Raw genomic sequence first — 13,410 nt, 5'->3', positions numbered from 1 at the left:
TAAGACAACGTCAGGGCGTGGCGCGACGAGTTCTGACTCCGTCGGCCTCGAAGTCGTAGACGGTGTTGTTGATCCGCAGGCCGTCGACAGCGCCGATCCACATGTGGTCGCGGCCCTTGCCCACCGCGGCGGTGTAGATGGTCGGCTGCGTGCCGCCGTCGTTGAGCGAGGTTTGCAACTGCGGGAATGTGCACATGGTGGTCTGGTTGCAGCCGGTCACGACGCCCGCGTTGCCCGTGAGGAACCACTGGCCGGTCGTGGTGGCATCCAGGTAGGGACTCCAGCGGTTCGTCACCGGGGAGGGGCCCGGCACCCACACCAAAGTGGAGTAGGTGGTGGCCGGAGCCGCCGTGAGGTTCGGATTGATCTCGAACCTGATGTTCGGCATGTTCCCCGGACCGCCGTATGAGATGTTCTCGCCGGTCTGGAAGACGTGGAACCCGACCTGGTTCAGTCCCAGCACCGGGTTGCCGTAGAAGTCGACCTCGTTGCCGAAGTCGACCTTCTCACTGGGCGGGTTGAGGGAGGTGGAGCTGTCCGCCACTTCGATTCCGAGGCTACCCCGTCCATAGGGCGGCCTCGCAGAGGGGCCCGAAATGCGGCGAATAGTCCCCCTGGTGTAGCGAACGGTGTCGACCACTCCTCTGCCGCGGCGGGGTGCTGTGCCGGCGCTCTGCGCAAGTGACTGCATCCTTTGGCCTACTGTGTTTTCGTCCCTGTGGAGGGCGCTCTCGCGGCACCGCCGGGAGAGGGTTGATCCGTGCGAACAACCATCGGATACACCGTCGAAAGCATCGGCTACGTCGTAGGAGCCCAGGGGCTCGTCAGCTTCGCTTCGCAGACCCTCTTCGGCACGGAGTGGGGCTGGATGCACAAGGTCGTCGACCTTCCGCCCACCGCCTACCTCGGCATCGTCGCCGTGGGGCTGACGCTCGTCGTCGGCGGGGTGAATACGCGGAAGGCGCCCCAGCGCCAGGAGGTCGCTTGACCGGCGGGCCTTTCAGCCCGAGACTCCCATCTCCGTGTCGTAGCGGTCGAAGCCCGCAACAAGTACGCCGACGGTCAGACGCCAAATGTTCGGCCATGCCAAACTCCCGCTCCTCCGCGAACCGCCGAGCTCCTCGCTACCAACGGCGAGGTCCCGGGTCTGTGCCGCCTCGCGGAGCTCACCGGCCTGACCTGCCGGGTACCGCCGGTACTTCTAGATTGGGGCCCTCAAACGAGGGTCCGAATCGGCGCCCCGCTACCCGATGACCTGCACGTCGTCGCAGGGCGCGGGAGCCGGTGCCAGGGCCCGCTGTGCGTCCTTCCAGTGAGCGGCCTCCCCGTCCACGCCGCGCTTTGCCGGCGTCACGTATCCGACCCATGGTCCCAGGCCTTCGTTGTCCATGGTCTCGACGCCCACCACGTACCGCTGGCCCGGCTCCAGGACGGCATACAGCTCCGGGTCCACGGTGGCGTACCGGCCCGGGGAGCCGCCCTTCTCGATCCCCTGGGTGACCGTGAGCGACTCGGGAAGGGTGCCTTTCAAGCCCTTCAGGACATGCACTTGACTGGACAGGTACGAGCTGCCGCCCGCCTCCCATGCCCGGGTGTTCTTCACCGTCTCGACCACGGCCATCACCGGAAACTCGTCGGCGACCACGGGGTCCTTCGTCAGGTCCGCGCCACAGGACCCGTGCGTGGTGCTTTCCGTACCGGCGACCGTGTACCAGCCGCCACCGGCGAGCAGCAGCCCGCCGGTCAGGCCCGCCGCAGTCCACATCCGTGCACCCATGATCAGCCCCACAGCTTCTTGTAGTTGGCCTTGTCCACGGCCTGAGGTACGTCGTAGTCCTCTTGGACCTGGGGCCACATCAGCGAGTGCGTCGTATTGAAGTCCTTGTGGCAGAGGCCGAGCGCATGCCCCAGTTCGTGGGCGGCGACACTCCGACGCTTCTTCGCCGAATACAACGACATCTTCGCCTTGTTGAAACGGATGTAGTCCGTCCACGCCGGTTCGGCGTTGTAGCTCCAGATGCCGGCCGCGGTGCTCTTGGCGTCGTTGAAGTCCTGGAAGTCGAGGTCGTTGACCGTGCTCGCGGTGTCCCCGACGATTTTGATCTTCGCGCCGGAGTACTGCCAGGCCGCGATGGCGTGCTTGATCTCCGCGTGGTACTGCGAGGAGTCCGTGTACCGGATCTCGCCTTCGTCGACGGAGCTCCGGGACTTCGATTCGGACTCGCCCTTGACGCATGGCGCCGGATCGACGGCACGCGCTGGACCGGGCGCGAGGAGCAGCAGGGAGGCGGCCGCTGATAACGCGACGAAGAACCTGTTCACCTCTCCCACGGTAGGGGAGTGCCGCGCTGGGACGATCGTTTCGTCGGGCCCCCCAAAAAACAAATTGTCTTCGGCGACCCGGAGCCGGTCGCGCGTCCAGCGACTGCTCTCCTTGGTCTGGCGGAGGACTGCCCAGACACCACCGTCGTCTACGGGCATGCCTCCTGACGGTCCCGCACCTGCGTGCCGCCGCGGACGAGGGCCGACGTGCTTGTGCTGTGGATTTCCTGAACCACACCCGCTCTGGCCACATGACCTGTTCGTGGATTCGACGGCCTGCGAGCCGCCCGGACGGTCCACCGCGCCCGGGGCAGTCCACGAGGCGCATCGCGCCGTTGGCCAGGGCCACGGCCAGGCAGGGGCGTGGGTGACAACCCTCTGCTGCGAGGGGCCGCCCCGGGAGCGGACAGCGCTTGGTTGCCCCACGGCGGCGGCTACGGTCTCCAGGACGGCGCGCTGTTGCGCGTCGATGGGTACGTCGGCCTGGCGCAGCGAGCGAAGCGTGGGCCTCTCGGCGCACAGCCGGCACAGCCGGCACAGCCGGCACAGCCCGAACACCGGCATCAGTCCGGCACCGATGGGGGTGTGCGAGGACGAGCTCTCGTAGGCGGGTCGGTAGCAGCCGGGGCACAGGCGCAGTCCTCGGGCCCATCCGCCGGCGGCGCGTCCGAACCGAGCAGTGGGACGATTCGGCGGAGGTTCTCTCCCGCTTCGGCCCATAGGCCTATCGGCCGATCCGCGCGCCGCTCGAAGGCGACGGCGCCTTCCGGGCCCTCGACGGTGCGGACCGGGGCCAGCGTGCCTGCGCCTTCCTCGGGGTCGTGGGGGAGAAACACCAGGGCGGTCCCGAACCCGGCCCTTCTCCACGCCGATGGCGTGCGCTTGCCTGGAGGCGAGGGCCGCGCTGAGATCGGTCAGCCCGCGGCCGTTGTCGTCGTTGCGCAGCCGCAGAGGCCATGCGGCCGGAGTGCCGTAGACCCAGCGGGCGATGAGGTGATCAGGATGCCGTTGCTGGACTGGCGAATGTCCAGGTGGTGCATCCCTTGTCTGGGGTGACCGGAGGTGGAAACCGCGAAACCGAAGGGCGTCCGTTTTCCCAGGTCAGGCCCGGTGGGCACGTCCCTCTCGGAGAACGATTGCCGGGGGTGGGACGGATCGAGGTGCGGCTGACGTCGGCTGCCGCGCAGAGTCTCCTACGCGCACAGCTAAATTTTTGATAACGCTTCGTCAGATTGCTGTCTAGTAACTAACCTTTTGCCCCCTTTCGAGGATTTGACGCATCGTTATGTTTCGCAAAGCGGAAGACGATCTTCCCGCTCTCAGGACATTCCCATGGGGGGATTGTGCATTTTCGCAGTAGATCGGGGGCGCCATGGTTGCGTTCCCGTTCAGTGATAGGGACTCCAGGACGGCTCGCGGTGACCGCGGCAGGGCTGGCTGTGGTGATGTCGGTTTCGGCGCTTCAAGGTGCCGCCCCGGTGCTCGCCGTGCCTCAGCCCGAGGCTCAAGGGCAGGCTGGAGACGCTGCGGTGACGGTTGCCGCTGACATCGCCTCCGCGCGTGTTGCCGCCCGTCTGTCGGGCAAGCGGGTCGAGGCTCTGTCCGAGCGGACAGAGACGTCGACGACTTGGGCGAACAAGGACGGCTCGCTGACCTCTGAGGTAGCCGCCGGCCCGGTCCGTTTCAAGGACGCCCAGGGGCAGTGGCGTGAGGTGGACGTGGACCTCGCCGCCGCGGCTGACGGTTCGGTGGTGTCCAAAGCTCATCCGCAGGGTCTGCGGCTGTCAGGCAAGAAGGGAACGACGGCCCAGTCGATGGCCGCGGCCCAGTCTGCGGCCGAGACTGACCTCGTGACGCTGGGACAGGGTGATGAGGCCATCACGCTGCAGTGGCGTGGTGGACTGCCTGCCCCGGTCCTGGACGGCACCCGGGCGACGTACGCGGATGCTGTGCCGGGTGCGGATGTGGTGGTGGAGGCCACCCGTACCGGCTTCGAGCAGTTCGTCGAGGTCAAGGCCAAGCCTGCGACTGGTTTCTCATACACGCTGCCGCTGAAGACCAAGGGACTGAAGGTCGAGCAGCAGGCGGACGGCAGCTTGCTGTTCACCGACAAGAAGTCGAAGAAGACCGCGACGATGCCCGCCCCCGTCATGTGGGACGCCACCGTCGACCCGGTCTCCGGCGAACACACCCGCCGCGCGAAGGTCGGCCTGAAGGCCGTCAAGGCCGAGGACGGCGTCGAGCTCGTCATCACCCCCGACGCCGCCTTCCTCGCGGACCCGGCAACGAAGTACCCGGTCACGGTCGACCCGTCGACCTCATCACTGGGCAACCTGTTCGACACCTACGTCCAGCAGGGCGAAACCGTCGACTGGTCCAACGACACCGAGCTGGACTTCGGCAACCCGGGCACGAAGAACGGCGACGGCACCTGGCGCACGGCCCGATCGTTCATCACCTGGAACACCGCTCCGATCGTGGACGCACTCGTCTCCGACGCCAAGCTGTCGCTGTTCAACTTCCACTCCGGGAACACGGACTGCTCGGCCCAGCCCTGGGAGGCGTGGTCCTCCAACGGTCCGACCACCGCTTCGCGCTGGACGAACCAGCCGGCCATGGTGACCAAGTACGCCACGTCCAGCGAGACCAAGGGCAACCCCGGCTGCACCTCCCAGCCTGACGGCTGGGTCAACGCGGATGTCACGGGCCTGGTCCAGCAGTGGGCCAGCAACAAGTGGACGTTCTCCAGCATGGGCCTGCGGGCCACGGACGAGAACAACACCAAGCAGTGGAAGCGGGTCAACTCCGCCAACGCCGCGAGCAACGTTCCCAAGCTGACGGTGACCTACAACTACCGGCCGCGTACGGGTACCCACCAGGAGGCGGGTCCGCCGTTCTTCTCCTACGGCGGCGCCTACACCGTCAATACGGTGACGCCGACGTTGCGCGATACGTTTGTCGATGCGAACGGCGACAAGGTCAACGGCACGTTCCAGATCTTCGACTCGGCCACCGACACCCAGGTCGGCAACGTCATCGTCTCCCCGTACGTCCCCTCCGGCCAGGTCGCCTCGGTGACCGTTCCCGCCGGCGTGCTGACGAACGGCAAGACGTACAAGTTCCGGACCTCTCCTTACGACGGCACGCACTACAACGCGGGCTGGTCGGCGTGGAAGACCTTCACGGTCGACACCTCCGCGCCGTCGGCTCCGACCGGTCTGGGCTCGACGGACTATCCGTCGAACGCCTGGGTCAAGGGTGCCGGGCAGGCCGGCAACTTCACGGTGACCCCGCCGGCCGGCGACCAGAACTGGCTCGAGTGGTCGTTCGACGCCACCACCTGGACCAAGGTGGAGACCGGCGGCACCGGGGGCGTCAAGACGCTGTCGATCGCACCGCCGAAGGACGGCACCCACGCCCTGCAGGTCCGCTCGGTCGACAAGGCGGACAACAGGTCCGACGCGGTCGCGTACACCTTCCACGCGGGACCCGGCGGCTTCGTCCAGCCGTCCTCCGGCGAGCGCACCGCCCGTCGTCTTCCGCTGGTGGCCGAGGCCGACGGCAACAAGTTCGACAAGGTGTCGTTCTCCTGGCGGCGCTCCGAGGCCGACCCCTGGACCGCGATCCCGGCCGGGCACGTCACCGCCGACGGGAACCCGCTCACGTCCTGGCCGGTGGCCATGCCGGGCGGCAAGAATCCGCCGCTGGTCTGGAATGCCACGGACACCGTCAACCCTGACGGAACGGTCCAGGTCAAGGCTGACTTCAGCGGCCCCAACTCGGCGACCGGCGCCACTGAACCGCTGACCGTGATCGTCGATCGCACCGCGGACGGCGCCGCGTCCAGCAGTGTAGGCCCCGGTTCGGTCAACCTGCTGACCGGTGACTACACGCTCTCCGGCACGGACGCCTCGGCCTTCGGGCTGTCCGTCACGCGCACGGCATCGTCCCGCATCCCGGACAAGGGGGCCAAGCAGGACGGCCAGGTCGCGATCTTCGGTAAGGAGTGGGTGTCCGGTACGACCGCGGCCGCCACCGAATCGCTCTACGGCAGTCTTCGCAAGGTCTCGGCCACGGCTGTCGACGTGGTCGACGCGGATGGCGACGCCATCCACTTCACCGCGAATGCGGCGAAGAACGGCTGGGTACCCGAGCCCGGCTCGGAGGACCTGACCCTCACCGGCAGTGTCACCGGATCGTTCACCCTGGCCGACACCGATGGCTCGGTCACTGAGTTCAGCAAGATCGACCCGGCCGTCGAGACGTGGCAGGTCACTTCGACCTTGCTCAACGGCCTCGCCAACACCACGACCACGGTGGTCTCCGAAGCGGTGACCGTCGGGAGCACGAAGCTGGTCCGCCCCAAGCGGGTCATCGCCCCGACCCCGGCCGTCAGTGCGGCCGCGTGCACCGCCGACGCGTCGGCGAAGGGCTGCCGCGTCCTGGACTTCGTGTACGCGAACTCCACGACCGCCACCGCCCTGGCCTTCGGCGACTTCGCCAACCAGGTCAAGGAGATCCGGCTGTGGTCCACGGAGCCCGGAGCGGGCTCCGCGACGTCCAAGACGGTGCAGGCGTACACCTATGACAGCGACGGCAAGCTGCGGCAGACGTGGAACCCCCTGATCACCCCTGCGCTGAAGACCGAGTACGGCTACGACTCGGCCGGACGCGTCACCGGCCTCACCTCGGCCGGCGAGCTCCCCTGGACGTTCACCTACGGCCAGGTGGGCAATGCCGCCACCGCCGGTGAAGGCATGCTGCTCAAGGCCTCCCGGTCAGGGCTCAAGCAGGGGACGTCCGACGTCGCGGAGGGCACCGCGTCGACCTCGGTCGTCTACGACGTTCCACTGACCGGCGCCAAGGCCCCGTACGCCCTCGGGGCGGCGGACGTGAAGGCGTGGGGTCAGACCGAGGTACCCACCGATGCCGCCGCGGTCTTCCCCGCGGACTCGGTGCCGGTGAGTCACTCCGGTGGCTCGCTCACCTCGTCCTCCTACGGCCGCGCCGAGGTCACCTACCTCGGTGTCTCCGGACGCGAGGTCAACTCCGCCACCCCCGGCGGACACATCTCCACCACCGAGCACGACCGCTTCGGCAACTCCGTACGCGAACTGTCCGCAGCCAACCGGGCGGTCGCGCTCGGCGTCTCGGCCGCAGACCGTGCTGTCCTGGCGGATCTGGGCATCGCTTCGCTGTCCACGGCCGAGCGTGCGAACCTGCTGGGCACGACCTCGGTGTACAACGAGAACGGCACCCGGGAGCTGGAGGAGTTCGGTCCGCTGCGGCGCATCGACCTCACCGCCGATCTGAAGTCCGGCACGACCACTCTGGTCACGGCCGGCACCTCGGTCACCGCCCGCGGCTGGAACGTGAACGAGTACGACGCGGGCCGTCCCAGCGACGGCACCGCGAAGGTCAAGGACCAGGTCACCAAGGTCACCTCGGGCGCCCAGGTGCGCGAGTACCCGGCGGTCCAGGGTGAGAACCGCGTGAGCCAGACGGTGTACGACTGGGTCAAGGGCCTGCCCACCCAGACCGTCAAGGACCCGGGCGGCCTCGCCATCACCGAGTCCACCGAGTACGACGACCAGGGACGCGTGGTCAAACAGCTCCTGCCCGGATCCAACGGGAGCGACGCCGGAGCCCGCGTCACCACGTACTGGTCCGCGACGGGCAGCGGCACCTGCCAGGGCCGTCCCGAGTGGGCCGACCTCATCTGCGCCACGGGGCCCGGCGGGTCCATCACGGGTGGCGGCTCCAACCCGAGCGAGCTGCCCACGACCACCAGTGAGTACGACTGGTGGGGCAATGCCGCCAAGGTCACCTCGACCGCGAACGGCGTCAGCCGGACCGTCACGACCAGCTACGACGGCGCCGGCCGAGCCACCACGGTGGCCGTGACCGGCGGTGTCGGGCAGCCCGTTCCCGACACCACGAGCGAGTATGACCCCGCCAGCGGACGGCCCGTCAAGACGGTCTCCTCGACCGGCGGCACGATCACGAGGGCGTACGACAAGCTCGGACGCGAGACCTCGTACACGGACGCCGACGGCGGCACCACGACCAGCGAGTTCGACGTCCTGGACCGCAAGGTCAAGGTCAGTGACAACACGCCCTCGACGGTCACGTTCACCTACGACCACACCATCGAGCCTCGTGGCATGGCAACGAAGACCAGCGACTCCGTCGCCGGTGTCTTCCAGGCCACCTACGACGCCGATGGTTCGGTCACCAGCGAGAAGCTGCCTGGCGGATACACCCTCAACGTCACCGAGGACACCACCGGCGCCGCTGTCAATCGCACCTACAGCCGTGACAGTGACGGTACGGTCGTCGTGTCCGACAACACGACCGAGTCCATCCACGGCCAGGTCACCACACACGCCGGCTGGTCGGCCCAGCGCTACGGCTACGACGCCACCGGTCGCCTGACGTCCGTCAACGACACCACCGACACGGTCTGCACCAAGCGGAGTTACACGCTCGACAACCGCACCAACCGCAAGTCCCTGACCGCGGCGGTCGGCACCCCTGGAGCGGACTGCCCCACCACCGGAGGCACGGCCACCAGCCACAGCTACGACAGTGCCGACCGCATCGTCGACAGCGGCTACGCCTACGATGCCTTCGGCCGCGCCTCGGCGCTTCCCGGCACCACCATCGGCTACTACGCGAACGACCTGGTGCAGCAGCAGGTCTCCGGCAGCAACCGTCAGACCTGGCAGCTCGACGCCAACCAGCGCTTCCGCTCCTGGAAGACCGAGAGCTACAGCGGGTCGGCCTGGACGCAAACCGGCGTCAAGACGAACCACTATGACAGTGACGGCGACAACCCGCGCTGGATCACGGAGGACCTGGGATCCGGCGCACTGACCCGTAACGTCGACTCGGCTTCGGGAGACCTGGCCGCCACGACGAGTAAGTCGGGTGACGTCGTCCTCCAGCTCACCAACATCCACGGTGACGTGGCGCTCCAGCTTCCGCTGGACGTGGCGAAGCCGCCGGTTGCCCTGGACAACGACGAGTTCGGCAACCCGCGCGCCGGCCAGGCCGCCACCCGCTACAACTGGCTCGGTGCCAAGCAGCGCTCGAGCGACACGCTGACCGGCATCATCCTGATGGGTGTCCGTCTGTACAACCCCGTGACCGGACGCTTCCTGAGCGCCGACCCCGTGTACGGCGGTGGCGACAACGCTTACGCCTACCCCGGGGATCCGGTCAACCAGTTCGACCTCGACGGCAGGTGGTGGAGCCCGAAGAAGTGGTGGAACCAGCAGCGCCAGCGCCACGCGAGCGTCGACATGGCCCACTCCGCAGGCGTCTTCGGGTTGGGTGTGGCGTCCTTCCGGTACGCGGGCCCCGTCCTCAAGGCCTCGCTCAGGCTGCGGTGGCGGCACGTGCGCAACCCCGTCCGCACCTTCAAGTACGTCAGACGCTCATGCAGCTCGGGCAACTACCGGAACTGCGCCCTCACCGGCTACGTGGCAAAGAACGTGAAGAAGACCCTGTGGCACGGGCGCAACGTGTACCGCCACGCCAGCCGGTTCATCGGAAACGGCAAGGCGTACTTCGTCAACTCCACGACTCCGTACACCTACCGTAAGACCAGCTACCGGAAGTGGGGCGGCCGGTTCTGATGCGACGAGAAGATGGTGCGATATGACAAACAGTCAGCGAAACAGGGCCCTGGTACAGGCGTGGGTCATCTGGGCCATCGCCGCCTCCCTGACTCTGGACGACGTGACGGATCTCAGCCCGTTGGAAGTGTTCTACAAGGTGATATTCGTCGTCATCACCGTGTCAGCGGTCCGCGAAAGCTGGAGCTGGATCAAGCACCGGCGCACGAAGGCTGACCTTCCGACCGACGCATAACCACGAAACACGAAACACGAAGGCCGGTGCCGCCGAGCTCATCGCTCCGCGGCACCGGCTTTTGAAGTCCTCGATGGCGAGGTCCTCGTCTGGGACACGGCGGCCGGACGGCTGTCCTTCGAGGCGCTCCAGCGTCGGGCCGCCGCCCGCGGCCGCACCGCCGCCGCGCTGGCCGTGCAGAGTCCGGCGTTCTTCATCGCCTTCGACGTCCTGCAGGCCGATGGCACCGAGTTGTTGACCCTGCCCTGCCGCGAGCGCCGCCGGCGGCTCGAGGTCTTGTTCGCGGCCCGTGCGCTGAGCGCGCCGTGGACGCTGTGCCCGATGACCACTGACCCGGCCACAGCCAGGGAGTGGCTGGAGGAGTGGACAGACGTCTCCGGGGTGGAGGGCTTGGTCGTAAAGAAGATGAACCAGCGCAATCTCCCCGGATCCCGCGCCTGGACCAAGATCAGACGCAGAGACACCACCGAAGCGATCATCGGCGCTGTCACCGGCACCCTTGCACGCCCCCAACTCCTCGTCCTCGGCCGTCACGATCCGACCGGCCGCCTCCGCCCCGTCGGCCGCACCGTCCCGCTGCGTCCCGCCGCGGCCCGTGAGCTCGCCGAGCACCTCACCCCGGCCGGCCCCGGCCATCCGTGGACCGGCGCGAAGTTCTCGTCGGCGTGGGGTACCCGTGACGTCCTGGAGACCACCCTCGTCCAGCCGGACCTCGTTGCCGAGATCAGTGCCGACACCTCCGTCGACCGCGGCGTCTACCGGTATCCGATCCGGTACGTGGGCCTGCGCCTGGACGCGGCCGTCGATGACGTGCCCCGGTTCGGCGGGGCCCGGCCACGGCCGCCGGGTGAGCGAAAACCGCCGTCGCGGCGGGGCGCAGTATGAGCAGTGCCCGTGTAGCGCAGTACCAGCAGTATGCAGTCCCCCCCCCACGCAGGTAGGTAGTTGATCACCGAGGGATGAACGGAGGAGCGAAGCGCCATCAGGATCGCCCGGGCGGAGTGTTGAGTCCGGGTACCGCAGGACATCGTTTGTGCGGTGGTCTCCGGTCAAGCAACCGCGATCCCTGCGCCTCGGGCCGCAGTCGGGCCAGGCACGCGGAAACAGTAGGCCGGTGCAGTTCCAGGGCCGGCAGGTGGTGTAGCAGTTCCTTCGGGGCCCTGGTGCCATAGGCACCAGGGCTCACGTCCACCGACAGCACGCGACGTCCGTGATCGACGGGAACAACAACTCCTTCAACCAGAGTGCGACCTCTTCCACGGTCTCGAACTGTCGGCCCAACCACGCTGTCCACGGACCAGTTTCGGGCGACTTCGCCTACGACTCGAAGAGGCTCGACTGTCACTCAGAGTGCCCGCGCCACAGAAGTTGAGCCAGAACCGGTTCTCATGAACAAAGCCAGAGGGCAGGTGGTGTTGTGCGCTCGGGGTTATGGCGGGTGGCGGGGCTTGCCTCTGCCCCTGGGGCAGGGGGCACAGTGTCCGTGTGCAAGAAGACTTGATCACTATTGGGGAGCTCGGGGCCAGGACCAGGCTGAGTTCCAAGGCTCTGCGGCTGTACGGGGACCGGGGGCTGCTGCCGCCGGCCCAGGTCGATTCGCGGACCGGGTTCCGCCGCTACGGCTCGGCCCAGGTCGAGCGGGCCCGCCGCATCGCGTTGCTGCGTGCTGCCGGCATGCCGCTGGCGCGGATCGCGGTGGTGCTCGATTCGAGCGGTGAGGTGTCGGTACGGCTGGTAGACGCGTACTGGCGAGAGCAGGAGTCCGCACACGGGGCCCGCCGGGATGCGGTGGGCCATGTCCGAGAGGTTCTGACCGGAAGGAGCCCGACCATGTACGAGATCGCCGAGCGTGACGTGCCCGAGCAGAAGGTGCTGTTTACCCAGCGTCACGTGAGCGCAGCCGAGCTGCCGGGCTTCCTTGCGGAGGCGAGCGGGCTGCTGTTCTCCCGCCTGCGGCAGGCGGGAGCGGGCTTGTCCGGACCGGTCTTCGCCGTCTACCACGGCCTGGTGAGCGAGGACTCCGACGGCTTGGTGGAGGTCTGTGCCCCGACGCAGAACGCGGTCGAACCGGCGGATCGGATCGGGGTGCGCATCGAGCCGGCGCACCGTGAGGCGTACACCGCCCTGACGAAGCGACATGAGGGCTACTCGGCGATGGCTGCCGCCCACGACGCTGTCGGCGCGTGGCTCGCCGAGCACGGGTACGCCCGCGGTGCCTCCAACCGGGAGGTGTACTACCCGAACTGGGCCACCGCCGAGCCGGGCGAGCATGTGGCGGACGTCGCCGTACCGTTTCGCCCGCACTCGGACGCGTAGGCATCTCCCTCTGAGCTGCTGGCTAGCCAGACGACCCATCCGTACGGCTTCGCCTGTGCTGTGCCCGGGGCGTTCTGGTGGGAGTGGCTGTTGAGCGGAGGCTTGACGCCGACGGTGCGGCGCGGTGCCATGCGTGGGGAGAGGGGGTGCGCGGGGGCCGACGAGGATCGCGACGCCGAGGGCCGGGGGAGGTGCGGGGGACGGTGATCGGCTGGATCGTCCACGGGGTCCGGACCGTCCGGGAGCCGGGGACAAGTTCTGGCTGGCGGTGCTCGTGCTGATCGTGGCGGTTCTCTTCCTGGCAGGCTTCCTGTCCGGGATGGGCACGGACGCCCGGCCCGCGAACCAGGACGGGTATACCGGCTGGCACTGAGTGATATGCGACGTGTGAGTAGCAGTGGACGGCGACAGTCCTTTGTACTGGGGGTGAGTTGCATCGTTCCTGGTGGCGGGGCTGGGTGGCGTTTGTTGGTGAAGGCGGGTGTCGTTTCCCGCTGAAGGGTCGGCTGTCGCTCGTGTAGGCGCCACCTGGGGCCGCTCGCCGTCCGTTGTGTCGTGTGTTCCGGGGACACCGTTTACGCCGTGCGGGTCGATGACGTGGGCGCCCATATGGAGGGCAACGGGACCGGGGTAGGCGCGCGCCTGATCACGTATGACCCGGACGGGTACCGGTCGAGGCGCACCCGGGGGGAGGGCCCCCCCCCCCGGAGCGCGGCCCCGACCAAAAAAAACAATGGGAGGGGGGCGTGGGATGGCGGGGACAACTTAGCCCCCCCCCCGCGGTTGTGCGTGGAGTTCGACATTGTGCAGGGGGAGCCGTGCGCGGTGATCCACCGGTAACCGGTCCCTGCGGCAAGAACCGCTGACCGGCGCAGCAGTGCGGGCCGCCACCCTGAC

At 67.9% G+C, this 13,410-nt stretch carries 7 protein-coding genes and 1 pseudogene; 5 read left to right on the top strand and 3 right to left on the bottom strand.

Going from position 1 to position 13,410, the window contains the following annotated elements; translation table 11 throughout:
* Positions 1–10: 10 nt before the first annotated feature.
* Positions 11–544, bottom strand: coding sequence for a hypothetical protein (locus ACFWB8_RS25110; protein ID WP_385231231.1), 534 nt, complete (start codon positions 542–544; stop codon positions 11–13).
* Positions 545–760: 216 nt separating this feature from the next.
* On the opposite strand from ACFWB8_RS25110, the gene ACFWB8_RS25105 reads away from it, so the two are divergent.
* Positions 761–988 (top strand): hypothetical protein, encoded by a 228-nt coding sequence (locus tag ACFWB8_RS25105; protein ID WP_385231228.1) that lies wholly within the window; start codon positions 761–763, stop codon positions 986–988.
* 255 nt (positions 989–1,243) lie between these two features.
* Here the strand turns inward: ACFWB8_RS25105 and ACFWB8_RS25100 are convergent, their stop codons facing one another.
* Both ACFWB8_RS25100 and ACFWB8_RS25095 read right to left on the bottom strand, forming a co-directional pair.
* Complete coding sequence (locus tag ACFWB8_RS25100; RefSeq protein WP_385231226.1) at positions 1,244–1,777, bottom strand: hypothetical protein; 534 nt, start codon at positions 1,775–1,777, stop codon at positions 1,244–1,246.
* A 2-nt stretch (positions 1,778–1,779) separates the two neighbouring features.
* On the bottom strand, positions 1,780–2,322 hold the full coding sequence (locus ACFWB8_RS25095; RefSeq protein WP_385231223.1) for a matrixin family metalloprotease: 543 nt from the start codon (positions 2,320–2,322) through the stop codon (positions 1,780–1,782).
* A 1,445-nt stretch (positions 2,323–3,767) separates the two neighbouring features.
* On the opposite strand from ACFWB8_RS25095, the gene ACFWB8_RS25090 reads away from it, so the two are divergent.
* From ACFWB8_RS25090 to ACFWB8_RS25075, 4 genes and pseudogenes are all read left to right on the top strand, one after another.
* A complete protein-coding gene (locus tag ACFWB8_RS25090; RefSeq protein ID WP_385231307.1) occupies positions 3,768–9,962 on the top strand; it encodes a DNRLRE domain-containing protein in 6,195 nt (2,064 codons plus the stop codon).
* Positions 9,963–9,984: 22 nt separating this feature from the next.
* The gene (locus ACFWB8_RS25085) at positions 9,985–10,197 is read left to right on the top strand and encodes a hypothetical protein (protein WP_385231220.1); all 213 of its coding nucleotides are present in this window, start codon (positions 9,985–9,987) and stop codon (positions 10,195–10,197) included.
* Between the two features lie 78 nt (positions 10,198–10,275).
* Positions 10,276–11,082 (top strand): annotated as a pseudogene (locus ACFWB8_RS25080) (ATP-dependent DNA ligase); the annotation flags it as partial.
* A gap of 612 nt (positions 11,083–11,694) precedes the next feature.
* Complete coding sequence (locus tag ACFWB8_RS25075; RefSeq protein WP_385231217.1) at positions 11,695–12,513, top strand: MerR family transcriptional regulator; 819 nt, start codon at positions 11,695–11,697, stop codon at positions 12,511–12,513.
* Positions 12,514–13,410 lie beyond the last annotated feature (897 nt).

This window comes from Streptomyces sp. NPDC060031 (assembly GCF_042736805.1).
Lineage (GTDB): Bacteria > Actinomycetota > Actinomycetes > Streptomycetales > Streptomycetaceae > Streptomyces.
Note: the sequence above shows the minus strand (reverse complement) of the source record. Positions and strands in the feature narration are given on the sequence as shown.

Excerpts from the sequence above, each read along its gene's own strand:
- ACFWB8_RS25100 (WP_385231226.1), bottom strand. The coding sequence starts at position 1,777 with ATGGGTGCACGGATGTGGACTGCGGCGGGCCTGACCGGCGGGCTGCTG.
- ACFWB8_RS25090 (WP_385231307.1), top strand. The coding sequence starts at position 3,768 with ATGTCGGTTTCGGCGCTTCAAGGTGCCGCCCCGGTGCTCGCCGTGCCT.
- ACFWB8_RS25085 (WP_385231220.1), top strand. The coding sequence starts at position 9,985 with ATGACAAACAGTCAGCGAAACAGGGCCCTGGTACAGGCGTGGGTCATC.